We start from the raw sequence: 25,338 nt of genomic DNA on the forward strand, positions 1-25,338 counted from the left end.
CGCGCGCGCCGTGATCACGGCGAGCCTGTGTCCGCTCCCGTGATGGACGGGGAGATCGATCCGGCGGGGCTCGCGGCCCTGTTGGAGGACGGCGACGACGGCGAGGACGTTCGGATCGTCGACATCCGCGACGAGCGGGCGTTCCACCGGGGGCACCTCCCCGACAGCGAGTCCATCCCGTTCCCGGAGCTCACGACCCGCGTCGCCGAGCTGGAGGGGGCAGCGCGGATCGTGACGGTCTGTCCGCACGGGGTCGCGAGCCAGCAGGCCGCCCGACTGATCGGCAGCTACGAGGGGACCGCAGACGCCCGCGTCGAGAGCCTCCGCGGGGGGATCGAGGCCTGGCAGCAGGCGGGACACGAGCTGGAGACCTCGACGGCCGGGAACGGCGAGCACGGGGACGGCGCCGAGGACGGCCCGGACGCGCCGTTCTGACCGCGACGCTCGCCTCGGGGCGCCCGCCGGAACGTATTTGCCGGTCGCTCCCGGCCTCCGGGTATGGACCTCCGCATCGATCACGTCACGGTCGCGGGACGGGATCTGGACCGGCTCGTTGACGCGTTCGCCGCGGCCGGCTTCCCGGTCGAGTACGGGGGCCGCCACTCGAACGGCGTCACCCACATGGCGATCGTCGGCTTCCGCGACGGGAGCTACCTCGAGCTCATCTCGACGCGCCGACCCGACGCCGACTCGCCGTGGTGGGACGGCCCCATCCACGGGAACGGCGGTCCCTGCGCGTGGGCGGTCGACGTCGCGGACGTCGAGGCCGCGAGCGCCGATCTCCGCGACCGCGGCGTCCACGTCGACGGCCCCTCGGGGTACCAGCGGACCCGCGAGGACGGGGCGCTCGTCGAGTGGGACCTCACCTATCTGGGAGACGGCGATCCGGGCGCGACGCTGCCGTTCCTCATCAGCGACCGGACCCCGCGGGAGCGTCGGGTCCGGCCGACCGGCGACCTGGACTCGTCGCCGATCGTCGGCGTCGACACGGTCGTGCTCGGCGTTGCCGACCTCGACGCCGCGGTCGGGACGTTCGAGACGGCGTTCGACGCGGACGCTCCGACGCTCGGCGAGAGCGCCGACCTCGAGGCCGACGTCGCGACGTACCCCGACCTCCCGATCGCGTTGGCGGAGCCGCGCGGCGAGGGCTGGCTCGCCGACCGGCTCGCGGAGTTCGGTCCCCGCCCCGCCGCGTACCTCCTCGGACACGAGGGTGACGGTCCTGGGTTCGACGACCTCGAGTCGGGCTCGGTCGGGGATCGCCCGGTCGAGTGGGCGCCGGTGACACACCCGGCGGGTCGCCGCTACCTCGGGTTCGTCGAGACGGACTCGTAGGCGACGGGGACGGACCGCGTCGAACACGTTCGTGGCGGGTGATCCCGCCGTTCTCGATCGGGGCGGCCGGCGGCCGGCGGACGGCGCGTCCGTCTCGCCCGAGGGGCGGAAGACCCGACGGGACGTTCCGACGGCCCTGCGGGACACGAGGCGCGGATCGGTTACCGGTTCCCGAGTGGTGGTTCTCCTCGCCTCCATCCCGGTGGGGTGTGTCCCGTCTGTTGGTTGATCCGTCCGGGATGTGGCGCGAGACCGCGGCTCCGGTGCCGAACGCCAGACCGCCGGCCCGTCCGGTCGACACCGGCACCGAGCGAACGACCTCCCGGATCAGTAGCGCTTTGGAATTCGGTTACGGTGGTGGACCATGGACGATGAGACGGTCGGAATCGTACTCGTGGTCGCCTCCGCGGTCGGGTTCGGCACCCTGGGGATCTTCGGCGTCATCGCCGCCGAAGAGGAGCTATCGATACCGACGGTGCTCGCGCTCCGATTCGCACTCGCTTCGGTGCTCGTCTGGACGGTCCTGTGGTCGCGCGGGCGGTTACGGATCCCGAGCAGACGGATCGTCGCGATCGCCGTCGCGCTCGGCGCGGGCGGGTACGCGACCCAGAGCGCGCTGTATTTCCTCGGCCTCGAGTTCATGACCGCCGGGATGGTCGCGATCGTCCTCTACACGTATCCGGCGTTCGTCGTCGTCCTCACCGCGGTCGTCCATCCCGATCGCGTGACGCCGCCGCTGATCGCCGCATTGGCGCTCTCGATCGGCGGCGTCGCACTCATCACCGGTGCCGATCCGGCCGGCGTGGACCCGCGCGGCGTCGTCGTCGTCCTCGGTTCGGCGTGTGCGTATTCGCTGTACATCCTCGTCAGCCAGCGCGCACTCGCGACGGTACCCGCAGAGACGCTGACGGCCTTCGTGCTGCCGGCGGCCGCCCTCAGTTTCCTCGTGTTCGGTGCCGGAACGGGATCGTTGACGATACCGGCCACCCCGACGGCGTGGGGGGTGATCTTCGGGATCGCGATTCTGGCGACCGTGGTCCCCGTGCTCACGTTCTTCGCCGGCATCGCGAGGATCGGCGCGAGTCGAGCGAGCGTCATCAGCACCGCCGAGCCGGGCGTGACCGTCGCTTTGGGGGCGGTAGTGCTCGGAGAGCCCGTTTCGGTCGTCACGATCGTCGGCGGCGCGCTCGTCGTAACCGGCGTGCTCCTCATTCAGCGCGAGGAAACGGTGTGAACGACGGACCACGGAGTCGGGTCGGCGGCTCACGGGGTCACCCGCCCGTCTCGAGGTATCCGCTCCGTCGGACCGCCCTCTTTCGGCTGCTATCGAACCCGTCGGCATACCCGGTCGCCGACGGTTCGATCGGCTCGTACCGAATACCGGACGCGTGTCTCTCACTCATCGGACTCCACACCAGCAACCGCAAATCGTGCTCCCCCGTCCACACTGTCAGTCACGCGGATCTGTCAGTCACGCGGATCGTCCACCCGTGCGCGTCAGCGATCTCTTTCACGCGTTCGAGCCCGAATCCGGTTCCTGACTCCACGGTCGAATACCCCGATTCAAACGCGTCGTCCCGCTCGTCGTCGGGGATGCCCGGTCCGTTGTCAGCAACGTAAAAGCCGTCGGCCTCGGGAAGCGCCCCGACACGGATCGCTACGTCACTGCCACCGTGTTCGATGGCGTTACGAACCAGGTTCTCCAGCAGTTGCTGGAGACGGTCACGGTGTGCTTCGAGGGTCAGATCGCTTTCGACGGTCAGCGTCGCGTTATGAGTGTCAACGACCTCCCAGCACTCGTTGACGACCGACGATAGCGTGGTAGGCTCGGGGTCAGAGATCGGTTGTCCCTGTCGTGCGAGCGTCAACACGTCGTCGATGAGTATCTCCATGCGATCCAGGGCCTGACTCGCGGTCGCGAGCCGCTCGCTGTCGTTTGCGTCCCGCTCGAGGGACAGGGTACCTTTGGCAACGTTGAGCGGGTTCCGAAGGTCGTGGCTGACGATCCCGGCGAACTCGTCGAGCCGCTCGTTCGTGCGCTCCAGCTCTCGCAACTGCCGTCGCTGTTCGGTCACGTCGTGGAGGAGAAGTACTTCGCCCGCGGCCCAGTTCTGTCGGGTCACTTCCGAACGGCTGACTTCGACTATCCGTCCCGCTATTTCGAGATCGACCGAGTCGGTCCCAGTCAGGTCGTCGTAGACCGGCACGACCTCGTTCACGGAGCTGCCTCGCAACCTCGCGCTGGCGTCTCCAACCAGCAGCTCTGCGCCGGTCGGGTTCGCGTCACGAACCGTCTCGTTGGGCCCGACGAAGAGGTAGCCGTCGGCCATGACTTCGACCGCCCGGTCACGGCCGACGGGGACCAGTTCGAACACGCGATACCGGACGATGGCGAACGCGAAGACACTGATTCCGATGGCGCTCGCGGCGGGTGAGACGTTGATCCCGTCGCCGCCGGGAGGGTAGACACCCACCGTTTTCAACACCGCGACGACGAGCGGGAGTAGCAGCGCCAGGACACCCACCAGTCCCGGAACCGTCGGGACGCGGTCTGTCAGTGTCCCCCAAGCGAGGATCAGGATGGCGACCAGAACCGCCCCGTACAGCCAGGCGAGATACACGCCGAACAGTGGCGGAAATTCATGTTCGAACGCCAGCACGCCCTGGGCGGGAATCAGCTTCGGATCGACGATCATCACGTCGCCGGGATTGACCAGCGTGAGGAGAACGAACGCCGTCGGAACCACACCAAGCAGCGCGAACGTCCGTCGTGTAAGCCACCGGTCTCTCCCCACGTAGGCCAGCGCCATGACGATAGCGACCACCGTGTTCGGGAGGAATCCGAGAAGTTCGAGCTTGTAAAACAGAAGCGAGAGCTGTAGGTCCGTACTCGCCGTCTTGAGCGTCGCCGCGAGGACCCAGACGGCGTTGTTGAATCCGAGCAGGCCGATGCTACCGACGAGGTAGCTCCACCCGCGCGTCCGGATCTACCGCCAGCAGTACCCCGCGACCACGACCGAGGCGAAGCCACCCAACGCGAGGAGTACGAGTATTGGGTGGTACTGCCACGCCATACGGACACTATTACGAGACGCGGTATATATTCGCTCTGCCGGATGGACACGCCGTGTCGGTCACGTCGATTCCGCCAGCGCTCGAGTAGGTCCCGGCGACGGCACTGAACGGAGGGCGCAGCCACGCTAGCGGGCGACGACGGCGATGGATGTCGTTCGAACCGGTTACGATCCGTTACGGCCCTTTTGCCAAACTGAGAACTCGTGTAGTGTTTAAATATATGGACAGGGTATCTGGCGTATGAGAGAAGCTATCAGTGAAACGATCGACAAACTCATACGCTGGTATGATATTGCTGCTCTCGCCGGGATATTCGTTCTCGTTGCCGTCGTATCCGCCATCACCGGCGAGACGACCGTCCCGAACCTCCTCGACACGCTTGCGGCATCGTTGATCATCTTCGGTCTGATATACGTCTTCATAGGGTTGTTCGGGGCGGCGGTTTTCGACGTGGAACAGATGTCCGACGAGGCCATCTTGGACGGTCATGGATAGATACGGCCGCGGAATCGAGCCGAACGGTCACGAGACGATCCCTCGGAGTCCGTCTCTGCCGCTCGCGTCCGACCGGTGGACACGGATTTCGAGTCGTCGCGTCGGTCCGACCGCCGACGGTCGTCTCACGCCGCCTTTCGAAGTTCGACGACGAAGACGGCCCCTTTGGGATCGTTGTCTTCGACCCACACGTCACCTCCGAACTGGTCCGTCAGCGTGTTGACGAGATACAGACCGATGCCGGAGCCGGAACTGCCCAATCCGCTCTCGCCTTTCCCGAATATCTCCGCTTTCTGCTCGTCCGGGACGCCGGGGCCGTTGTCCGCGATGCGGACCCGAACCGTCTCCTCCCCGTCGACGCATCTCACCGTTATCTCCGGCGTTTCCTCGTCGTTGTGTTGGACCGCGTTCTCGAGGAGGTTCCTGAACACCGACGAGAGCATCTCGTTCGCCCGCACGGGGACGTCGGGGACGGCGCCCGACACGTCGAACCGAGCGTCCGGATAGGACTCACGTACCGCGGCGAGCTCCGCGTCGACGTACTACCGGAGACCGACGGGTTTCAGCTGCGTCGACTCGTCGTCCACCAGCGATTCGACGAAGTCTCGAGATATCTCCGTGAGTTCGATCACGTGATGGCACTTTCGCAGCACGCGGTCGAGCGCGTCCCGCCCCTCGTCGGTGACGTGTTCTCGAAGCCGTTCGCTCCATCCGAGGATCACGGTCATGTCGTTTCGGATGTCGTGGCGAACCACGCGGTTCAGCGCCTCGAGTTGCTCGGTCGTCTTCTCCAGCCGTCTCTCGTATCGCTTGCGCTCTGTGATCTCGCGGGTGTTGATGACGTATCCCTCGACGTCGGACTCGGTCCTGTTTGTCGTGACCGACTCCACCCAGACCCACGACCCGTCCGCGTGCCGAAGCCGGTGTTCCTGCTTCGCCGTCGATCGGCTGGGGTTCCCGGCGATCCGGCCGAGCCCTTCGATGGCTTCCTCCCTGTCGTCGGGGTGAACCAGACTGAACGCCCGTTCCCCGACGAGCTCGTCGGGCGCGTATCCGAGCATCGTCTCGACGGCCGGATTGGCGAACTGAATGACTCCGGCCTCATCGAACAGGACGATGGCGTCCGCCGAGTGCTCGATGAGCGCCTCGTACTGTTCGATGCTCCGTAGTTCCATCGTGACCCCCTCTCTCCCGCGTTACCGTCCTTTTCAAACGAATGTCGAATAAACCTGGCGACCACTCCCACGTAACGACCGCTCCAACCACAGTAGCTAGTACTCTTATCGATTCGTGAACGATCCGGCGGGTAGCCCGACGAGTCCCCCGGAGTGAGCGTCCGCGAGCAAGGTCGTTCGGAAGACCGCGGTGGTTTACCGACGGAGCCGCCGAGGACGTCGGAGTCGGATCCCCCCCTCCGGGGGTTCGAGAGGTGGTTCTCGAAGCGAGCGCGGCGAGCGAGGACGGCCGCCGGGAGGGAAGTGGGAGCGAACCGGCGAGCCCCTACCCGCCGAGGAACTCGCGACGGACCTCCTCGTCGCCGAGGAGGGCGTCGCCGTCGTCCTCGTACCGGTTCTGCCCGTTCGCGAGCACGTAGCCGCGGTCACAGCGCCGGAGCGCCTCCTTCGCGTTCTGTTCGACCATCAGGACCGTGGTGCCGGCGTCGTTGATCTCGTCGACCCGGTCGAACATCTCGTCGACGAGATCGGGCGCGAGGCCGGCGCTCGGCTCGTCCAACAGCAGCACGTCGGGGTCGAGCATCAGCGCACACCCCATCGCGAGCATCTGCTGTTGGCCGCCCGACAGCGACCCGGCGTTCTCGTTCGGCCGGTCCGCGAGCGCCGGGAACCGGTCGTACACGTCCCGCTTCCGGTCCTCGGGCACCTCGTCGAGCACGTACGCGCCGAGCCGGAGGTTCTCCTCGACGGTCAGCGTCGGGAAGACGTTGTCCGACTGCGGGACGTACCCGATCCGCTCGTGGACGACCTCCTCGGGCGCCATCCCGGCGATGTCCGTCCCGCGGTACTCGATCGACCCGCCCTGCCACGTCGCGATGCCGACGATCGCCTTCATCACGGTGGACTTGCCGGCACCGTTGGGGCCGACGATCGTGACGTACTCCCCGTCGTCGACGCGGATGTCGACCCCGGAGAGCACTTGGAGGTCGCCGTAGCCCGCGTCGAGATCGACCACCTCGAGCAGGCTCATTCGGCGTCACCCCCGAGGTACGCCTCGATGACGCGCTCGTCCTCGAGCACCGCCTCCGGCTCGCCCTCGACGAGCAGCCGTCCCTGCTGGAGGACGACCAGCCGGTCGACGAGTTCGGTCAGCGTCTCGAGTTCGTGTTCGATGATCACGACCGTCATTCCCTCCGCGTTGAGATCCAGGATGCGGTCCGCGATCTCGCGGGTCAGCGTCGGGTTGACCCCGGCGAACGGCTCGTCGAGCATGAGCACGTCGGGGTCGAGCATCAGCGTGCGCGCGAGCTCGAGCAGCTTCCGCTGGCCGCCCGAGAGGTTGCTGCTGTACTCGTCCGCGAGGTGGTCCAGCTCGAACGTCTCGATCAGCTCCTCGGCCCGCCTCCGGACGGCTTCCTCCTCGCGGGTCATCGAATCGCTCCGGAGCAGCGCCGGAAGGGTCCGCTCGCCCGGCTGGTCGGGCGCGGCGAGCCGGACGTTGTCGCGGACGGTCATCGTCTCCAGCTCGCGGGTGTCCTGGAAGGTCCGCACCAGCCCGCGGTGTGCCAGCGACTCGGGCGGGTCGCCCGTCACGTCGGTCCCGTCGAGGGTGACGCTCCCCTCGTCCGGGGGGATGACGCCGCTGACGCAGTTGAAGAACGTCGACTTCCCCGCGCCGTTCGGCCCCATCACGCCGACGAGCTCGCCCTCGTCGATCGAGACGGAGAGCCCGTCTATGGCGCGCAGGCCGCCGAAGTCCTTGACGAGTCCCTCCGCGGAGAGGAGGCTCATTGGTCCACCCCCAGCTCCTGCGGGTCGCCCCAGATCCCGGCGGGGCGGAACCGGATCACGGCGATCAGTATCAGGCCGACGACGACGAGCCGGAAGGCGGCGAACACGTCGCCGGAGACCGGCGTCACGCTCAGCCCGAACCGGGAGACGAGCCGGAGCCCCATGATGATCGCCAGCCCCGCGAGCACCGCCCGGTGGTTCGCCGCGCCGCCGAGCAGCATCCCGATCCAGATGGTGACCGTCACCTGGATGGTGAAGAAGCCGGGCGCGACCGCGCCGTTGTACAGCGCGAACAGCCCGCCGGCGAGCCCGGCGAGCGCCGCGCCGTAGACGAACGCCTGCGTCTTGTAGACGATCGTGGACTTGCCCACCGAGCGCGTCACGAGCTCGTCGGCCCGGATCGCCCGGAGGACGCGGCCGTACGGTGCCTCGGTGAGCCGGGTGACGGCCGCGAGCGTGATCAGGGTGATCCCCCCGATCACGAGGATCGTCGCGATCATCCTGGTGTCGGCGTCGCCGACGACCCCCGCGATCGGCCGGGGCACGCCGAGGATCCCGACGTTCCCGCCGAAGACCCCCTCGAAGTTGACGAAGACCGAGTGGAAGATCTCGGCGGTCGCGAGCGTGACGATCGCGAGGAAGTCGTCGCGCAGGCGGATCGAGGTGGCGCTCACGACGAGGCCGAGGAGCGCGGCCGCGACCACGCCGACGAGGAGCGCGAGCGGCCACGGGTAGCCGAGCGCCGTCCCCGCGAAGCTGTCCTGTGCGGCCAGCATCGCGGTCGCGTACGCGCCGACCGCGAAGAAGACCACGTGCCCGAAGTTGACCAGGCCGGTGTGGCCGTACTGGAGGTCGAGCCCGAGCACGAGCATGCCGTAGATCACGAAGGTGATGCCGACCTCGACGAAGACGTACAGCGCGCTCGGCAGCTGTGCCTGGAGCGGCGTCAGAGCGAACAGGCCGCCGACGAGCAGGCAGGCCACCCCGGCTATCAGGGCGCGGTCGCCGCGTCCGGACGGGAGGCGGTCGAGGGCGCTCACGCCTCACGCACCTCCGTTCCGGCGATCCCGCTCGGCTTGACGAGCAACACGACGATCAGGATCGCGAACGCGACCGCCGAGGAGAGGCCGGTCATCGACGACGGCAGGAACGCGGTCGAGAACGCGAGCGCGAGCCCGATGACGTACGCGCCGATGATCGCCCCGTACGGGCTGCCGGCCCCGCCGAGGATGGCGGCGGAGAGGATCTGGAGGATGTGGCTGAAGCCCGTCGTGGAGCTGACGTTCGTCTGGATCGCCATGAGCACGCCCGCGAGCCCGGCAAGGACGCCCGCCAGCACCCAGACGCTGTCGCGGATCAGCTGGGTGTCGATGCCGCGGACGCGCGCCAGGCTCTCGTCGTCGCCCATCGCCCGCATCGCGATCCCCACGTCGGTCCGCGTCAACAGCGCGTGGATGGAGAGGAAGACCGCGACGGCGGAGCCGAACACGATCAGGTGCTCGGAGGTGACGAAGAAGCCGCCGAGCAGGTCGACGGAGCCGACGGTCACGTCGGGGACCCCGTCGAACCGGAACGTCGCCGTCTCGGTCTCGATGTAGCGGGCGCTCCGCCCGCCGAAGAGGCGGATCGCGTTGCGGATGGCGATCCCGAGCCCGATCGACGTCAGCAGCATCGGCACCGGGCCGGTGTGGTTGATCGGCGTGAAGAAGCCCCGAGCGAGCACGATGCTGATGACCCCCCCGCCGATCATCGCGAGCACGACCGCGACCGGCAGCGGGACGGGGATCGCGCTCGCGGCGAGGAAGCCGACGAACGCGCCGAGCGTGAGGTACTCCCCGTACGCGAAGTTGATCATGTTCACGATCCCGTAGATGAGCGTGAACCCGATCGCGGCGATCGCGATGTACGACCCCGTGACGACCCCGAAGATGGCTTCCTGAAGCAAGCCCATCGGGATCAGTATTCGCCTTCGGCGACGTACTCCCGAATGTCCTCGGCCGGGACCTCGCTCGTCGCCTCGAACCCGTTTTCGCCGGCGGTGCTTATGGTGACGCTGCCGAAGACGTTGCCGTGCTGGGTGAAGTTCGTGGGCGTCGCCGCGCCCTGGTAGGAGATCTCCTCGCCGTTGGCGAGCGCCTCTTTCCCCTCGGCGAAGGTGTTGACCTCCGTCCCGCCGTCACGGCTGACCGGGCCGAGGTTGCGCTCGATCGCCTCCGGGGTCGCCTCGCCGGCCCGCTCGATCGCCAGCGCGATCACCTGCATGGCGTCCCACGCGGGCGGCGTCCAGGCGTTGATCTCCGCGTCGCCCTCGCCCGAGTAGATCTCCTCGAAGGTGTCGTAGCTCGGCCCCGACTGGCCGGGCGACCCGGCCCACGCGCCGTGGATGTCGCTGCCGACCTGGTCGACGAGGTCCTGCTGTGCCAGCGGGTCGGAGAGGATCGGCTGGCGGCCGTACCCCGCGTCGGACCAGTCCGAGAGCGCCGTGATCGCCGACTCCAGCGGGAGGCTCACGAGGAACGCGTCGAACTCGGCGTCGAAGAGCCGGCTGAGCGCCGACTGGTAGCTCGACCCGCCGATCTCGACCTCCACCCGCTCCGCGACCGTCCCGCCGTTGTCCTCGTAGACGGAGAGGAACCCCTCGACGTAGCTGCGCTCGCCCTCGGTGGTGCCGTTGAGCACGCCCAGCGTGTCGAGGTCGTTCTCGAGCGCGTAGACGGCGCTCCCGCTCGTGTGGACGGTGTCGCCGACGACGGTCCGCCAGAGCCACTCGTCGTCCGAGAGGTCCTCCGGCGTCGCCTTGTCACCGCCGCGGGTGTCGAGGAACGTCGAGCCCGGCCACGGGGTGACCATCGGAACCTCGAAGTCCTGGAGGAAGTCCCACAGCGGGTTGATCTCGCTGGAGAAGAGGCCCACGATCGCCGGTACCCCGTCGTTCTCGATCAGCTGGGTCGTGACGGTCCGCGCCTCCTGCGGGTCGACCGCGGTGTCCCGGCGGATCACCTCGAGCTCCGCGTCGAGCGGCCCGCCGGCCTCGTTGATGTGGGCGACCGCGGCGTCCGTCGCCTGCGAGACCCCCGGCTGGAGGAAGTCCCACTGTCCGCTCAGCGACGCCGGCTGACCGAGCGAGATGGTGTCGGGACCGCCGTCGCCCGAGCCGTCGTCGCTCGATCCGTCGTCGCTGCTTCCGTCGCCGCTCCCGTCCCCGCTTCCGTCGTCGCCGCTTCCGTCGCCGGTCCCGCCGTCCCCGCCGCTCTCCTCGCCGCCGCCGAAGCTCACGCAGCCGGAGAGTCCGACGATCCCGCTGCTTCCGGTGACGGTCAGGAACGTCCGACGATTCACGAGGTCATTGGTATCAGATGGCATTCGGATACTAGGTCCCGTACACCAGCTATTAAAAACGGGGGCGACCATGGTCGGACGGACGAGAGAAATCGCCAAGTAGTTCGAACATCGAACACGTTTGGCTTCGAAAACGTCGAGTTCGACCCCGATGTTTCGGACGAACGGTGAGTTTCTCCATCGTCCCCGGTCCCCCGTCGGGAGCACGCGGCGCGTCCGTGGCCGGTCGGATCGGTCGTTCGAGCCGGCCGACCGCGGCTACAGCGAGACGTCGGTCCCGTCGCCCGCCTCCCTGGCCTCCCGGTAGACCGTCTCGCCCGCCGCGGCGTCCAGCGTCGCGGAGCCCACGCTGACGACGACCAGAACGCCCTCCGGCGACTCCCGGACGTAGCCGTCGGCGAGCGGAACGCCGAGTTCGACCAGGTCGTCCGCGTCGAGGTCGCTCGCCCGGAGGTCGCCGGTCCCGGCGACCTCCTCGGGCACGTCGGCGAACACGCGCTCGGCACGCTCGAGGACGCGGGGGTCGAGTTCCTGCATCCCCTCCGTGAACGCGCCGACGGCGACGACGAGGGTTCCCGAGTCGAGCGCGCCGGGCGGGAAGACGGGCTCGGTCGCGGTCGTCGCCGTCACGACCACGTCCGCTCCCTCGACCGCCGCCTCGGGCGTGTCGACCGCGCGCGCCGGGATCCCCTCGTCGCTCAGGTCGGCGGCACACGCCACCCGCGAGTCGGACGGCGAGTGGATCCGGACGTCGGCGAGCGTCGCGACGGTCGCGATCGCGCGGGTCTGCCAGCGCGCCTGCGCGCCGGCGCCGACGACGCCGAGGGTGAGTCCCGCGTCGTCCGTGTCGGGCCCCAGTTCCCGCGCCGAGACGGCGCCGATACAGCCCGTCCGGGCGTTCGTGATCGCCGTCCCCGCCATGAACGCCTTCGGGAGACCCGTCCGGGCGTCCGTGAGCGCGATCTGGGCGTTGATCGTCGGGAGCCCTCGATCCGCGTTCCCCTCGTGGACGCCGACCAGCTTCGTCGCGTAGTGGTCCGCGCCGTGGACGTACGCCGGCATGGCGATCCCGGTTCCCGCGGGCTCGTCGCCGTCGAGCCCCGCGCCGACCGGGAAGTGTGGCCGGTGGGGCCGCTCGACCTCGCCGGCGGCCTGCTTGATCAGCGCGTCGTCCACCACGTCGACGAGTTCCGCCAGATCGAGGCTCCGTTCGACCGCCTCCGCGGAGAGTACGAGCACCATGTCCGGGCCGTCGCCCTCCGGCGACTTAGCCTGTTCGTCGGCGCGGCGGTCCCCGCGACGACCGTCGTCGTACGTTTATATTCCGGGGGGTCGATCGGGAGGTATGGACGCACTCGTCGTCGGCGGCGGAGTCGTCGGACTCTCCGCCGCGTACTCGCTCGCCGACCGTGGCGTGGACGTGACGCTCGTCGAGAAGGGATCGCTCGGGAACGCCAGCACCGCCCGCTCGGCCGGCGGGATCCGATCGCAGTTCTCCACGCGCGTGAACGTCGAGCTCTCGCTCGCGAGCAAGGAGATCTGGAACGCCTTCGAGGAGCGGTTCGGCGTCGACATCGGCCTCCGGAAGAACGGCTACCTGTTTCTCGCCCGCTCCGCGGAGACCGCGGCGCAGTTCCGCGAGAACGTCGAGATGCAGCGCGAACTCGGCGCGGAGAGCGAACTGCTCACGCCCGCGGAGGCGACCGAACACTGTCCGGGACTCGATCCCGACCCGTTCGTCGCGGCGACGTACAACCCCGACGACGGCATCGCCGACCCGAACCTCGCCGTCCAGGGGTACGCCGAGGCCGCCAGGGAACTGGGCGTCGAGATCCGGACGAAGACGGCCGTGGCCGACCTCCACCGCGAGGGGGACCGCGTCGTCGGCGCGGACCTCCGACCGGTCGGGTCCGGCGACTCGAAGCGCCACGATGTCGACTGCGTCGTCAACGCCGCGGGCGCGTGGGCGGCGACGGTCGGCGGGATGGCGGGCGTCGACCTCCCGATCGCGCCCCGGCGGCGGCAGATCGCCGTCGTCGACCCCACGCCGCCGGTCCCCGAGTCGGTCCCGCTGACGATCGACCTCGAGACGGGATCGTACTTCCGCCCCGAGCGGGAGGGGGTGGCCCTCGTCGGCGGCCACTTCGAGGGCGACGACGATCCCGACCAGGACCCCGACGCCTACGACGAGGGGATGGACATGGAGTGGGCCGCGCGCGCGGTCGAGAACGCCGCCGAGTACGCCGAGTACTTCGGGCTCGACACCCGGATACAGCGCGGCTGGGCCGGGCTGTACGCGGTCACTCCCGACCACCACCCGATCGTCGAGGAGACGCTACCCGGCCTCGTGACCGTCGCGGGCTTCTCCGGCCACGGCTTCCAGCACGCGCCCGCCTCCGGACGGATCGCCGCCGACCTCGTCGTCGACGGGGAGACGGACCTCCTCGACGTCTCGCCGCTGTCGGGCGACCGGTTCGAGCGCGGCGACACGCTCACCGAGCGGAGCGTCGCCTGAGGGCCAGAGGTCGGAAGGGCGGGACGTTCCCGCGGTCTCACCGTTCCCGAACGGCGTCGGCCGGGAGCAACACCCCGCCCGCCCGGAGCAGCCCGAGCGCGGGGTCGTCGCCGGCGTCGGTGTCGGCGTCGAGGCTCCCGAGCGCGCGCCGACCGGGAACGGCCACGACGCCGGGCGAGAGGAACGACGCCCGCCGCGGGAGCTCCTCCCCCGGAACCGCCGATCCGGCGTCGAAGGCCGCGTCCCGCGGAAGGACGCTGTCGCCGGGGAGGTACGTCCCCGCCGAGGCGAGCAGCTCCGCCTCGCCGGGATCGCCGAGGTCGAACGAGTCGCCGCGACGGAGGACCGTCCCGTTCCGCAGGACAGCGTCGAGTTCGGACCCGAGGTCCGGGCGTCGACCGCGTAGGTCCCGGACGACGTCGCCGGGGATCCGGGTTCCGGGACGGAGGACGCCGGCCAGGAAGGAGCCGACGGCGGATCGGGAGTCGTCCGCGGCGTCCGCGAGCGCCTCGTAGAGGCCGGGAGCCGCCGTGGCCGTCCGTTCCGGCGGGCACAACACGACCGTCCCGTCGGTCGCCCCCGACTCGGGAAACGCGTCGCCGGGAACCGACGCCAGCGCGTGTCGCCAGGGTTCCGGGTGGGCGGTTCCGCCGGCGCGCGTCAGGAACGCGCGCCCCGGAACGACGACGACCGCGTCGGCGGCGGTCACCCGTCTCGTCGTCACGTAGCCGGCGACGGCGTCGCCCGACGAGCCGGTTCCGGCGTCCGTCCGTGGCCACCCGCCCCGTTCGGCTCCTCTCCCTGTCCCCTCCTCGGCGACGAGCCGCCTCGCGGAGGAGCGGACCTGGCGCGCCCGCTGGCGGCCCACGCCGTCGAGCAGGTCCGCGAGCCCGTCGACCGGGGCGCTCGCGACGTCCTCGACCGACTCGAGCCCGTGTTCGCGGAGCCGCGCCGCGCGGACGCTCCCGACGCCGTAGACGTCCTCGAGCGAACTCACGGCGCACGCCTCCGGAGCGACGGCACGACGGCGACGGCGGCGCCTCGGATCACTCCGCGGACACCTCCGTGATCCCGTCGTGTGTCAGCTCGAACGTCTCCGTCGCGAGGCCCGACCCGACGGCGGAGAGCGTCGGTCCGTCCCAGCGTACCGGACGCGCACGCTCGCACCGCCAGACGCGGGCGGGATCGCCGTGCTCGTCCAACAGGACCACCCTGACGGGTCGCGTCGTGCCGCGCCCGGCGGTCCACTCGCGGAACCACTCCCACAGCGCCGTCCGGTCGGTCACGCCGCGGCGAAGCGCGAGCCGCGACGACGCGGTCGCCGTGCCGCGGCCGCCGGGGTCGGCGGCGCGATCCCCCCACGACGCGTCGCGAACCAGGAGCCGTCGCCAGAGCGGCCCATCCGCCTCCGCCCCGTCGTCGACGCGCGCCGACAGCCCGCGGACCTCGCTGAACCCCGCCGTGCCGACCGCATCGATCTCGACGAGGAACCGATGGCTCGGATAGGGGTCGGTCCGGTCATCCGGGGACATCGTGCCTCCGTCCCGCTCGCTTCCGCGACGATCGCGGGAGTGTTCGACGGTCGACCATGCTACGCGGTCCGTTCCATCCCCTCGTGGACGATCCCGAGCCGCTCGATCGCGACCTCGGAACGGTCGGCGTCGAGGTCGGGCGCGACGTAGCGGCTCGGCCACGCGTTCCGGAATTCCCACCGCGGCCCGGCGCCGCCCTCCTCGTCGAGGAGGACGACCGCGATCGCCCGGCGCGCCTCGCCGAGTTTGCCCTGCTCGACCAGCTGTCGCCACTCGGCGAGCGCGATGGAGTCGTCGGTCGCGCCGCTCTCCAACACGAGCGGGTCGTGCCGATTGAGTCCGGCGAGCTTGCGGGGAGCGGGCGGGTCGTTCCCCTCGCGGTACGCGATCACGTCGGTCCGGGCGGCCGGGAGCGCACAGCGACTGAATCCCGCCTTCGCGACGCCGTCGATCTCGAGAAGGAAGCGGATCCGTCGATACGGCCCGTGTCTATCCGGCATCGGCACGCCCCCGTGAACTCCGTCCGCGTCCGGTCGTGGGCGTGGCGAGCGTCGGTACGCCGTCGGTCGATGCGGCGTGCGTCGGTACGTCGTCGGTCGATGCGGCGTGCGTCGCGGCCGCGGGCGTGTCCAGGATCATGGCACTTGTTGTCTATTCACGACTGTCCTCCCTCAACGGCCGGCTTCCAAGTTAATGCTATCGGACGGACGGGGCGTGAGCGGGGACCGTGCCCGCCGTTTCCGGCCTCACTCCGGATCGACCGCGCGCCGGAGCTTTTCGGTCGAGAGGTTCCGGCCGGTGGTCGGGACGACGACGGTCTCGCCGGCGACGTCGTCCATCGACCGCACCGCGGCGACCGCCGCCGCGCAGGCACCCTCGATGAGGATCCGGTCGGCCGCCAGCACGTCGCGGACGCCGTCCCAGATCGCCGCCTCCGGGACGGTGACCAGGTCGTCCAGCCGGTCGCGGAGGATCCCGACCGTGAGCGCGAAGGGTGCCCGAGAGGAGATCCCCTCCGCCTCGGTCGTCGCCGACTCCGCCGGGTCGAGATGCCCCTCGTGGTACGCCCGGTAGGTCGCGTCCGCGGCCGCGGACTGGACGCCCACGACCTCCGCGCCGCCGATCGCGCCGGTCGTGAGACAGTACCCGGCCGCGCCGCTCCCGCCGCCGATCGGGCACACCACGCGGTCGACCTCCGGAAGCGTCTCCAGCACCTCCAGCCCGGCCGTGGCGACGCCGGCGACGAGGTCGGGCTCGTTCGCCGAGTGGACGTAGCGGAGGCCGTCCTCGGCCGCCCGGCGCTCCGCCCACTCGCGGGCCTCGTCGTAGTCGGCGCCGGTCGCGACGACCTCCGCGCCGAACCGCTCCATCGCGGCCACCTTCTCGGGGTTCGGGTCGGACGGAACGGCGATCGTCACCGGGACGCCGAACTCGCGGCCGGCGTAGGCGACGGACTGGCCGTGGTTCCCCGTCGACGCCGCGACGAGTCCCGCCTCGCGGAACTCCTCGGAGAGCCGGTGGCCGAGCGTGACGCCGCCGCGAACCTTGAACGCGCCCGTCGGGAGCGTGTCCTCGCGCTTGAAGTAGACGTCCGCGCCGGTCTCGGCGGAGAGCGCCTCGCTCCGGACCAGCGGAGTCCGCGGGAGGTAGCGGGAGACGACCTCACGGGCCTCGTACACGTCGCCCGGCTCCGGCGGCGTGAGGTCGTGATACGGGAATATCGTCGTCGCGTCCGGCGAGTCGACGGGCTCGTACCGACTCACGCCCGCCACCTCGCGGGGATCCCGTCGAACGCGTCCCGATTCGATGCCGCCTCGACGTGGCTCGTGTCGTCACGTCCCATGGATGTCACCTTGCTTCGCCGTCTCCACGGACGTCGATAAGCGTTCGCATGCGGAGCCGAGTTGCCGGCTTCGCCCGATTCGTGCCCGATCCGTTCGTCGGTCGCGTCCGATCCGTTCGTCGACCACGTCCGATCCCCTCAAGTCGCTCCGAGCGCGAACCGCCCGCCATGGACGAGCTACTGGACGCGGTCGACCTCGTCGCCGACGCCGGCCTGGAGGGCGTCGTCAGCTGGCTGCTTCGCGCCGTCGGCCTGATCGCCGTCCTCGCGGGGATCGCGCTCTGGGCGCTCACCGAGACGGGACTGCTCTGGATCCCCGCGGGGCTGATGCTCGTCGGCCTCGCGCTGCTCGCCGCGCCGAGCCTCGTCCTCGCGCTGGCGGAGTTCGCGTGAGGCGCGGCCGCAGATCCGGGGTGGCGCTCACTTCCCCGGCGACACCGACCGGATCGCGTCGGTCAGGGTGTCGACCGCGAGCGGGATGACCGCCTCGTCGACGTCGAACGTCGCGGTGTGGTGGCCGGTCGGGTTGCTCGCGCCGAAGCCGACGTAGGTCGCCTCGCCGCCGTTCCGCTGGACCGCGCGCATCAGCCGCGTCGCGTCCTCGCTGCCGCCGAGCGCGTCGCCCTCGTCGGGCGTGACGGTCGCGTCGTGGCCCGCCGCGGCCGCGGAGACGGCGTCGACGAGCGCGTCGTCGCAGTCGGCGCTCGGCGCGCCGTCGCGGAACGACACGTCCACGTCGCAGTCGTGGATCTCGGCCGCGCTCCGGAGCACGCGGGCGGCGTGGTCCTCGACGTAGTTCCTGAGCGCCGTCGTCGCCCCGCGGACCTCCCCCTGGAGCGAGGCCGACTCGGGCACGATGTTCGTCGCGGTTCCGCCCTCGACGACGCCGACGTTGATCCGCGTCGCGCCGTCGCCGTGTCTAGGGATCGCGTGGAGGTTCCCGACCGCGGTCGACAGCGCCTGGATGGCGTGGGCGCCCTCCTGGGGGCTGTTGCCCGCGTGGGCCGGCGACCCCTCGAAGGTCGCCTCGAACCCGTTTATCGCGAGGAACGACTCGACGCCGGGGACCACGACGCCGGTCTCGACGTCGAGGCCGACGTGGACGGCGACCAGCGCGTCGACGTTCTCGAGGTGGCCGCTGCCGACGACGCTCGCCGCGCCCGCGCCCAGCTCCTCCGCGGGTTGAAAGAGCACCTTGAACGTCCCCTCGAAGTCGCTCTCGGCCACCGCCTCGAGGACGCCGACGCCGATCGCGGCGTGCGCGTCGTGGCCGCAGGCGTGCATGCGCTCGTCGTACGCCGACCGGAACCCCTCGGCGGCCGGGTGGTGGTCGGGGTCGTCGGACTCGGACTGCGGGAGGCCGTCGATGTCGACCCGGAGCAGCACGGTCGGGCCCTCGCCCTTCTCGAGGACCGCGATCGCGCCGGTGTAGCCGTCCTCGACCCTCGCGAGCACGTCCTCGTCGACGCCGGTCTCGACCGCCCGCTCGCGGGCGCGGGCCAACTGGTCGTCGGTCGGCGGGCGGAGCCGCTCCTCGCGGTGGATCTCGCGGCCGACGTACAGCGCGTCGGGCTCGAGCGCCTCGAGCTCCTCGACGATCCGACCCGTGGTGTAGAACTCGCGCCACCCGAGCTCCGGCCGCCGGTGGAGGTCGCGACGCAACTCGATCAGTCGGGACCGCGGTTTCGCGTCCATGGGGACGGTTGGCCGAAGCGCGGGTTAAACGTTGACCGAGCGGCGGTTCCGGCCGGAATCAGTACGAGTCGAGCGTCGAGGCGGTCGCGTCGGCGATGATCTCGCTCGCGAGCCGGACGTCGTCCCACTCGACGTGTTCGTCGGGCGTGTGGGCGAGATCGACAGAGCCGGGCCCGAAGACGACGGTCGGGATCCCGGCGTCGAGGTAGTGACGGGCGTCGGTGCCGCCGGTGAAGCCCTCGTAGCTCGGCTCGATACCGTGATCGCTCGCGGCCTCGGCCACGCGCTCGACGACCGGCTCGTCTCTGTCCACCTCGGACCCCTCGAACTGGACGGAGAACCGCTCGAACGACGGCGGGTGCTCCGAGAGCCACTCGCTCTCCGCGACGACCTCGTCGAGCCGCTCTCGGAACTCGGCTTCGACCCCCGCGACCGTCTCCTGGGGGGCGACGCCGATCCGGATCTCGGAGGTGAGGTGTGCGGGGACGGAGGAGGCCCAGTCGCCGGCCTCGACGGTGCCGAAGTTGATCGGCCACGGGTTGTCGAACGCCTCGAACAGCGGGTGGGTGACGCGTTCGGCGCGCTCGCGCTCGAGGTCCTCGAACGCGTGGCGGATCCGCTCGAAGTGCGGGAGCACCGACTCGCCCTCCCAGGTGCGGGCGGCGTGAGCCGACTCGCCGAACACCTCGAGCCGCTTCATCAGGCTCCCCTCGGCGGCGACGACGAGCGAGAGGTCGGTGGGCTCGGCGATGATCGCCGCGTCCCGCTCGAAGGGGTACGGGTTCTTCCTCGCCGCGACCGCCGCGCCGATCCCCCCCTCCTCCTCGCCGACGACGCCCTCGACGACGATCCGGCCGTCGAGGCCGAGCTCGTCGGCGCGCGCCTCCACCGCGAGCGCGGCGAAGACGCAGGCGGCGAGTCCGGACTTCATGTCGAGCGACCCGCGGCCGTAGAGGCGACCGTCCTCCCAGCGGGGGTCGAAGGGCGGCTCCGTCCAGGAGTCCTCGTCGACCGGGACCACGTCGACGTGGCCGTTCAACACGACCGTCGGCCCGGCGTCGGGGTCGCCCAGTTCGAGGACGCCGCCGAGGCTCGGCCGGTCGTCCAACTCCAGGGTCTCGACCGGCGGGAACGAGGGGTGTGCCGCCAGGACCTCCGGGTCCGGCTCCCACTCGTACACCTCGAATCCGAGGGCCGCGAGGTGCTCGCGGAACCAGGCCTGAACCGCGGCCTCCTCGCCGGGGTAGCTCTCGAAGGAAACCAGTTCGCGGATCGTCTCCCGTAACGCGTCTTCGCGGACGTCCATTCTATCGGGCGTACCACGACCACCTATAACAGATTTCGGATCCGGGGCTCGGTAGCGACTCACACGATCGAGCCGAGGGCGACCGGAGCGACGCGGCCCGCGGACCGCGGCGCCCTCACTGGTTCTCGAGGGCGTCGAGGACGCACGCCGCCGCGACAACCGCCTCCTTCGGGACGCCGGTCGCGTCGTCGATGCTGACCGTGTAGGCGTCCCGCAGCGAGAACTTCCCCTCGATGTCGCCGACGTGGTCGCCGTCGGCGTCGAATATCTCGTACTTGTTCGGGACGAGGTTCGCGACGCTCACGAGGTGTCGGAGCGCCGAGAGGAGCTTGTTCTTCGACCGGATGGTCGCCAGCGCCTCGCCGGAATCGGGGTCCCGGATCGTCCAGTTCTCGACGAAAAGCGAGAGGTCCTCGTCAAGGACGACGACCTCCTCGCCGGTTCCCGCGTCGATGATCGCGTAGCTCCCCGCGACGTCCATGATGCCGCCGGCCTTGACCGTGAACGCGTCCGCGTCGTCGCCGGTGACGAACGGGAACTCCTCTTTCATCTTGAACAGCTTCTGTTTCCCGCGGAGGACGACGGTCCCCGCGCCGTCACGGACGGTGTACTTGTTCCGGACCGCGGACTGTTTCACCTCGTAGCGGTCGTCGGAGAGGTCGACCGTCGAGATGTCGTACCGGTTCGGTGACGACTCGGAAGTGGAGGGATCGGCCATGGGCAAAGGGGGCGTCACGGGCCGCAAAAAGCTTCCGCTCGGGCCGCGGGAGGCGGATCCGGGCCGAAACGGGCCGGATCACCGGTTCGCCCGGCGAGGGTCGCGGGATCCCCCGTTATGACTCGCGCCACTTGCGGCCGCACTCGACGCAGGTGAACAGCCGAACCTCGTAGGAGCCGCCCGGCTTCGGCATCGTCTCGTAGTCGGCTCGCTCGCCGTCGCAGTCGTCGGTCGGACACGGCTTCCGCATCGTCCCCGCGGCGCCCCGGGTCGCGTCGGCCACGTCGGGTGCCCCGTCGTCCCGCTGTGCGTCCCGCGTCGCCATCGCCGCTTCCGCCTGCGAGTCCCGCGGCTCCCGGTTCCCACAGGAGCGACACGCCCACGCGTCATCCGCCGTGTGCATCATCGACCCGCACTCGTCGCAGAATCGCATACGAGCGAGGACCACGCGGCCCTCGGATATACGTGTCGACTTCCGATCCGCCACGTCGCCGCCGCGGCGTCCGCTCCGTCGCCCGATCGAACGCCTCTTGACTCGCCCGGCCGTCCGGGCGAGCGATGGAGCTCGGCCTCGGGTTCGCGGTCGTCGCCGCCGTCGTCTGGGGCGTCTACCTCTTCGTGCTGAAGCGGTGGTTCGAGGGGTACTCCGCGGCCGCGCTCACCGTCCGTATCAACGCGTTCGCGCTGGCGTGGTACGCCCCGGTCACCCTCGCCGACCGCGGGGGATCCCTCGAAGCGCTCGGCGCGTTCGGCGCTCCGGAGGTCGGGATCGTCGCGCTCACCGTCGCGGCGACCGCGCTCGCGTTCGTCCTCTTCTTACGGGCGATAGCCGAGGGACAGGTGTCGTACGTGGCGCCGATCAACAAGGTCGTGCCGATGTTCGTCCTCCCGCTCGAGGTGCTGCTCCTCGGCGAGGTGTTGCGTCCCGTCCAGGTGCTCGGGGTCGTCGTCGCGACGGTCGCGGTGTACGTCGCCAACTACGAGCCGGGCGGGCTCCTCGAGCCGTTCCGCAAGGCGGCCGCGTCGCGCCCGGCCCAGCTCGCGCTGGTGAGCGCCATGTGTTACGCCGTGAGCGACCTGGGCAAGCGGATCGCGCTCCAGGAACTGGCGCTCCCCGAGACGCTGTGGGTCCCGCTGCTTCTGGTCGGCGTCGCGCTCGTGTTGCTCCCGAGCGCGGTCCGGAACCCGCCCACGGGGGTCCGCGCGGACCTCCCGAGGCTGGCCGCCGCGGGCGGGATCGTCGCGGTCGGCGAGCACGTCACGACGATCGCGTTCGCGTCGCTGCCCGCCAGCATCGCCTCGCCGGTGATCAACACGCAGGCGATCGTCGCGGTCGTCCTCGGCGGCGTCCTGCTCGGCGAGCGCTACTTCCGCGTCCGCCTGGTCGCGGCGCTGCTCGCGGTGGTCGGCGTGACGCTGATCGCGCTCTGAGGTGGCGGCCGGTTCGCCGGTCGTCGAGGGCTACTCCGCGTTCGCCAGCCGCTCGACCGTCTCGGCGTACACGCGAGCACCCTCCTCGGCGTCGGCCCACTCCGTGAACTCGGCCTCGTTGTGGGTCTTGCCGTCGACGCTCGGCACGAACAGCATGGCGGTGTCCGTGATCTCGTTCACGTAGCTCGCGTCGTGGCCGGCGCCGCTCACCATCGCCCGGTGGGACGCGCCCACGTCGTCGGCGGCGGCAAGCGCGGTCTCGGCGACGCGCGGGGAGAACTCGGTGTGGGGGATCCGCCAGATCTCCTCGAGGTCGTACTCGACGCCCTCGCGCTCGCAGGCGGCCTCGACCTCGCGTTTCACGGCCGCGACGAGGTCGCCGACGACCGCGTCGTCGTAGCTGCGCACGTCGACGGTGAACCGGACTTGAGATGGAATGACGTTGATCGAGCCGGGCTCCACCTCGAACTCCCCGACCGTCGTCACCACGTCGTCGGCGAGGCGGTTCGAGAGCCGCCGGACCGCGCCGACGACGTCGGCGGCGGCGACGAGCGCGTCCTTCCGGGAGTACATCGGCGAGGGGCCGGCGTGGTCGGCGTCGCCGCGGACGACCACCTCGAGCCACGCCATCCCGAACACGCCCTCGACGACGCCGACCGAGAGGTCCTGGTCCTCGAGCTTCGGCCCCTGCTCCACGTGGAGTTCGAGCGCGGAGTGGTACTCCTCCCGCGCCTCCGCCGGCTCGTCGCCGCGATACCCGACCGCCTCGAGCGCCTCGTCGACGGTCACGCCGTCGGCGTCCGCGTGTTCGAGCACCTCCTCGAGGTCGAGCTCGCCGGTGAAGGCTCCGCTTCCCATCAGCGCCGGCTTGAACCGCGACCCCTCCTCGTTCGTCCAGTTCACGATCTCGATCGGCCGCCGGTGCTCGACGCCCGCGTCGTCGAACGCCCGCAGCGTCTCCAGCGCGGTGAGGACCCCGAGCTGGCCGTCGAACCGCCCGCCGTACGGCTGGGAGTCGAGGTGCGAGCCGATCAGGACGGGCGCCGCGTCGGGATCCGTCCCCTCGGCGCGTCCGAAGACGTTGCCGATCCGGTCGATCCGGACCTCGAGGCCGAGGTCCTCCAGGTCCGAGACGAACAGGTCCCGCACCTCCCGGTCCTCCTCGGAGAGCGCCAGCCGGTGGAGGCCGTCGGCGTCGGTTCGGCCGATCTCGGAGTACCGCTCGAACGTCTCCCTGAACCGGTCGCGGTCGATGGTGACCATGTCTCCCACTGCGTCGAACGGGCAACTAAATCCAGCGGCCACGACGTCGTCCGTTCGGATGGCCGGCCCCCGCGATCAGTCGTGGATGGCGACGTCGAGGACCGTCGGCCCGTCGCGGTCCCGGCTCCCCGTGATCGCGTCCGCGATCGCGTCGGGGTCGTCCACGAGTTCGCCCGTCGCGCCGTAGCTCTCCGCGTTCGCGGGGATGTTCATCGGGGGCTCGAAGTCCATCGCGGTGAAGTCGTGGTCGGTCTCCGCGCCGCCGAGCACCCGGAGCGTGTTGTCCTTCAGGATCCGGTAGTTCCGGTTGTCGGCAACGACCGTCGTGAGGTCCACGCCGTGTCGCACGGCCGAGTAGATCGCCTGCGGGTAGTAGAAGTACGAGCCGTCGCCGATGAACGCGACCACGTCGCGGGGGTCGGGGCGCTCGCGCTCGGCGATCGCCGCGCCGATCGCGGCGGGCAGCCCGTAGCCGAGCCCGCCGCTCTTGTTGCCGATCCACTGTTCGGGGCCGAGCGGGACGTTCCACCGGACCGCGTGGCCCGCGGTGACGCCCTCGTTGACGACGAGCGCGTCGGCGGCCGCCTCCGCCATCGCCTCGCCCAGCTGGCCCTTGGAGGCCCGCGGGTCGTCCGGGTCGGGGGCGGCGGGACGCTGTTCTTCGCGGATCGCCGCGACGCGCTCGCGGGCGCGTTCGAGCCGGTCGTCGCGCTCGCTCGCGGCGAGGTCCTCGGAGAGGAGGTCCGTGAGCTCCCGGAGGACGTGTCCGGGGTCGCCGAGCACCGACGCGTCCGCCGGCCAGTTCTTCCCGAGCTCCCAGCCGTCCGGGCCGATCTGGACGATCGTTGCGTCGGGGAGCAGCTCCTCCTCGTGCGCGAGCGAGGTCGTCGCCGAGCCGCAGCCGACGAAGACGACCGTGTCGCCGTCGACGGTGTCGACGAACCCCTGCTCGGTGCCCGGCACCGTCCCGCCCCAGAGCTCGTGGTCGGTCGGGAAGTTCGCCTCGGCGGTGATGAACTCGCCGTGGACCCGGAGGCCGGCCGCCTCCGCGAGGTCGACGGCGGCCGCGATCGCGTCGGGCCCCGACCGGGCGACCTCGTCGCCGATCACCATCACGGGCTCGTCGGCCTCGGCCACCAGCCGCGCGGCGGCCGCGACCGCGTCCGGGTCGCCGCGTCCCGCGTCGGGGATCGGGCCGAGCCGCTGGACGCCGGCGTCGGTTTCGTCCTTCATCACGTCGATGGGGAGCTCGAGGAAGACGGGCCCCGTCGGCGGCGTGAGCGCCTGTCGCACCGCCCGCCGTAACATCGCCGGGAGCGCCTCGACCGAGGGGACCGAGGCGCTCCACTTCGTGTACTGGTCGACGAGGGCCTCGAGATCGCCGTGGAGGATCGGCTCCTCGTGTTGGAAGTCGGTGTCGTAGTTGCCCGCGGTGACGAGGAGCGGGGAGCCGGAGAAGGCGGCTCCGATGACGTTGCCGACGCCGTGTGCGAGCCCCGGCGCGACGTGGAGGTTCGTGACGCCGAGGGGGTTCACGGAGTCGTCGTGGTGCGAGTGGTACCGTCGCGTCGTCGCGTATCCCGCGGCCATCCCGGTCGCGACGTCCTCGTGGAGCGCGAGAACGTACTCGATCGAGCTGTTCGAGACCGCCTGGACCGTCGGCAGCTCGGTCGTGCCGGGGTTTCCGAAGACGTGTTCAACGCCGTACTCCTCCAACGCGTCGACCAGATACTCCGCCCCGGTGAGTGACATGCTCGAGGAGACTCGCCGGACCGAAAAAACGATTTGGGCCTCGGAACGGACGGCCGACGAACGGCCGTTCGGG

Annotated in this window: 26 protein-coding genes; 7 read left to right on the forward strand and 19 right to left on the reverse strand. The window is 70.4% G+C overall.

Translation table 11 applies throughout. From position 1 onward, the window contains the following. Window positions 1-42: 42 nt before the first annotated feature. The 3 genes from DJ70_RS06450 (at window position 43) to DJ70_RS06460 (ending at window position 2,569) form a co-directional block, all read left to right on the forward strand. On the forward strand, window positions 43-435 hold the full coding sequence (locus DJ70_RS06450) for a rhodanese-like domain-containing protein (protein WP_094531222.1): 393 nt from the start codon (window positions 43-45) through the stop codon (window positions 433-435). A gap of 63 nt (window positions 436-498) precedes the next feature. Beyond that, complete coding sequence (locus tag DJ70_RS06455) at window positions 499-1,335, forward strand: VOC family protein (RefSeq protein ID WP_094531224.1); 837 nt, start codon at window positions 499-501, stop codon at window positions 1,333-1,335. A gap of 364 nt (window positions 1,336-1,699) precedes the next feature. Beyond that, window positions 1,700-2,569, forward strand: coding sequence for a DMT family transporter (locus DJ70_RS06460; RefSeq protein ID WP_094531226.1), 870 nt, complete (start codon window positions 1,700-1,702; stop codon window positions 2,567-2,569). Window positions 2,570-2,789: 220 nt separating this feature from the next. Here the strand turns inward: DJ70_RS06460 and DJ70_RS17755 are convergent, their stop codons facing one another. Further along, window positions 2,790-4,322, reverse strand: coding sequence for a sensor histidine kinase (locus DJ70_RS17755; protein ID WP_321169294.1), 1,533 nt, complete (start codon window positions 4,320-4,322; stop codon window positions 2,790-2,792). Window positions 4,323-4,650: 328 nt separating this feature from the next. Here DJ70_RS17755 and DJ70_RS06470 point away from each other — a divergent pair, with 328 nt between their 5' ends. Beyond that, the gene (locus DJ70_RS06470; protein WP_094531229.1) at window positions 4,651-4,905 is read left to right on the forward strand and encodes a hypothetical protein; all 255 of its coding nucleotides are present in this window, start codon (window positions 4,651-4,653) and stop codon (window positions 4,903-4,905) included. A gap of 125 nt (window positions 4,906-5,030) precedes the next feature. Here DJ70_RS06470 and DJ70_RS06475 read toward each other — a convergent pair whose 3' ends face one another. The 8 genes from DJ70_RS06475 to DJ70_RS06510 all read right to left on the reverse strand — a co-directional run bounded on the left by DJ70_RS06475 (window position 5,031) and on the right by DJ70_RS06510 (window position 12,452). After that, window positions 5,031-5,348, reverse strand: a complete 318-nt coding sequence (locus DJ70_RS06475) for a sensor histidine kinase (RefSeq protein ID WP_143420945.1) — start codon at window positions 5,346-5,348, stop codon at window positions 5,031-5,033. 99 nt (window positions 5,349-5,447) lie between these two features. Further along, window positions 5,448-6,080 (reverse strand): PAS domain S-box protein, encoded by a 633-nt coding sequence (locus DJ70_RS06480; RefSeq protein ID WP_094531233.1) that lies wholly within the window; start codon window positions 6,078-6,080, stop codon window positions 5,448-5,450. A 325-nt stretch (window positions 6,081-6,405) separates the two neighbouring features. Next, the gene (locus DJ70_RS06485; protein WP_094531235.1) at window positions 6,406-7,110 is read right to left on the reverse strand and encodes an ABC transporter ATP-binding protein; all 705 of its coding nucleotides are present in this window, start codon (window positions 7,108-7,110) and stop codon (window positions 6,406-6,408) included. After that, entirely contained in the window at window positions 7,107-7,871 is a 765-nt protein-coding gene (locus DJ70_RS06490) for an ABC transporter ATP-binding protein (RefSeq protein WP_094531237.1), read from the reverse strand. Before DJ70_RS06490 ends, DJ70_RS06485 begins: the two co-directional genes overlap by 4 nt. Further along, window positions 7,868-8,911 (reverse strand): branched-chain amino acid ABC transporter permease, encoded by a 1,044-nt coding sequence (locus DJ70_RS06495; protein WP_094531239.1) that lies wholly within the window; start codon window positions 8,909-8,911, stop codon window positions 7,868-7,870. The genes DJ70_RS06490 and DJ70_RS06495 overlap by 4 nt, the downstream gene beginning before the upstream one ends. Continuing rightward, window positions 8,908-9,822 (reverse strand): branched-chain amino acid ABC transporter permease, encoded by a 915-nt coding sequence (locus DJ70_RS06500; protein ID WP_094531241.1) that lies wholly within the window; start codon window positions 9,820-9,822, stop codon window positions 8,908-8,910. Before DJ70_RS06500 ends, DJ70_RS06495 begins: the two co-directional genes overlap by 4 nt. 5 nt (window positions 9,823-9,827) lie before the next feature. After that, window positions 9,828-11,234, reverse strand: coding sequence for an ABC transporter substrate-binding protein (locus DJ70_RS06505; protein ID WP_245810730.1), 1,407 nt, complete (start codon window positions 11,232-11,234; stop codon window positions 9,828-9,830). Between the two features lie 234 nt (window positions 11,235-11,468). Beyond that, window positions 11,469-12,452 carry an ornithine cyclodeaminase family protein gene (locus DJ70_RS06510; RefSeq protein WP_094531243.1) on the reverse strand — a complete coding sequence of 328 codons (984 nt, stop codon included), beginning with the start codon at window positions 12,450-12,452 and terminating at the stop codon, window positions 11,469-11,471. Between the two features lie 103 nt (window positions 12,453-12,555). Between DJ70_RS06510 and DJ70_RS06515 the strand changes: the two genes are divergently transcribed. Beyond that, complete coding sequence (locus DJ70_RS06515) at window positions 12,556-13,725, forward strand: NAD(P)/FAD-dependent oxidoreductase (RefSeq protein WP_094531245.1); 1,170 nt, start codon at window positions 12,556-12,558, stop codon at window positions 13,723-13,725. 37 nt (window positions 13,726-13,762) lie between these two features. Here the strand turns inward: DJ70_RS06515 and DJ70_RS06520 are convergent, their stop codons facing one another. From DJ70_RS06520 to DJ70_RS06535, 4 genes are all read right to left on the reverse strand, one after another. Continuing rightward, window positions 13,763-14,722 carry a helix-hairpin-helix domain-containing protein gene (locus DJ70_RS06520; protein WP_094531247.1) on the reverse strand — a complete coding sequence of 320 codons (960 nt, stop codon included), beginning with the start codon at window positions 14,720-14,722 and terminating at the stop codon, window positions 13,763-13,765. Between the two features lie 49 nt (window positions 14,723-14,771). Then, on the reverse strand, window positions 14,772-15,257 hold the full coding sequence (locus DJ70_RS06525; protein WP_094531249.1) for a phage tail protein: 486 nt from the start codon (window positions 15,255-15,257) through the stop codon (window positions 14,772-14,774). Between the two features lie 59 nt (window positions 15,258-15,316). Beyond that, window positions 15,317-15,757 (reverse strand): phage tail protein, encoded by a 441-nt coding sequence (locus DJ70_RS06530; RefSeq protein ID WP_094531251.1) that lies wholly within the window; start codon window positions 15,755-15,757, stop codon window positions 15,317-15,319. A 246-nt stretch (window positions 15,758-16,003) separates the two neighbouring features. After that, on the reverse strand, window positions 16,004-17,020 hold the full coding sequence (locus DJ70_RS06535) for a threonine ammonia-lyase (protein ID WP_218827791.1): 1,017 nt from the start codon (window positions 17,018-17,020) through the stop codon (window positions 16,004-16,006). A 248-nt stretch (window positions 17,021-17,268) separates the two neighbouring features. Here DJ70_RS06535 and DJ70_RS06540 point away from each other — a divergent pair, with 248 nt between their 5' ends. Continuing rightward, a complete protein-coding gene (locus tag DJ70_RS06540) occupies window positions 17,269-17,493 on the forward strand; it encodes a hypothetical protein (RefSeq protein WP_094531255.1) in 225 nt (74 codons plus the stop codon). A gap of 27 nt (window positions 17,494-17,520) precedes the next feature. Here DJ70_RS06540 and DJ70_RS06545 read toward each other — a convergent pair whose 3' ends face one another. The 4 genes from DJ70_RS06545 to DJ70_RS06560 form a co-directional block, all read right to left on the reverse strand. Then, entirely contained in the window at window positions 17,521-18,795 is a 1,275-nt protein-coding gene (locus tag DJ70_RS06545; protein WP_094531257.1) for an amidohydrolase, read from the reverse strand. 58 nt (window positions 18,796-18,853) lie between these two features. After that, window positions 18,854-20,101 carry an ArgE/DapE family deacylase gene (locus DJ70_RS06550; protein ID WP_094531259.1) on the reverse strand — a complete coding sequence of 416 codons (1,248 nt, stop codon included), beginning with the start codon at window positions 20,099-20,101 and terminating at the stop codon, window positions 18,854-18,856. Between the two features lie 115 nt (window positions 20,102-20,216). After that, window positions 20,217-20,819 (reverse strand): hypothetical protein, encoded by a 603-nt coding sequence (locus tag DJ70_RS06555; protein WP_094531261.1) that lies wholly within the window; start codon window positions 20,817-20,819, stop codon window positions 20,217-20,219. Between the two features lie 115 nt (window positions 20,820-20,934). Beyond that, entirely contained in the window at window positions 20,935-21,252 is a 318-nt protein-coding gene (locus tag DJ70_RS06560) for an RPA12/RPB9/RPC11 RNA polymerase family protein (protein WP_094531263.1), read from the reverse strand. A 125-nt stretch (window positions 21,253-21,377) separates the two neighbouring features. Here DJ70_RS06560 and DJ70_RS06565 point away from each other — a divergent pair, with 125 nt between their 5' ends. Beyond that, window positions 21,378-22,250: an EamA family transporter gene (locus tag DJ70_RS06565; RefSeq protein WP_094531264.1), complete on the forward strand. Its 873-nt coding sequence runs from the start codon at window positions 21,378-21,380 to the stop codon at window positions 22,248-22,250. 30 nt (window positions 22,251-22,280) lie between these two features. Here DJ70_RS06565 and DJ70_RS06570 read toward each other — a convergent pair whose 3' ends face one another. Beyond that, window positions 22,281-23,513 (reverse strand): Zn-dependent hydrolase, encoded by a 1,233-nt coding sequence (locus DJ70_RS06570; protein ID WP_094531266.1) that lies wholly within the window; start codon window positions 23,511-23,513, stop codon window positions 22,281-22,283. A gap of 75 nt (window positions 23,514-23,588) precedes the next feature. Further along, window positions 23,589-25,265, reverse strand: coding sequence for a thiamine pyrophosphate-binding protein (locus DJ70_RS06575; protein WP_094531268.1), 1,677 nt, complete (start codon window positions 25,263-25,265; stop codon window positions 23,589-23,591). Window positions 25,266-25,338 lie beyond the last annotated feature (73 nt).

The sequence above is a fragment of the Halorubrum halodurans genome (assembly GCF_002252985.1).
Classification (GTDB): Archaea; Halobacteriota; Halobacteria; order Halobacteriales; family Haloferacaceae; genus Halorubrum; species Halorubrum halodurans.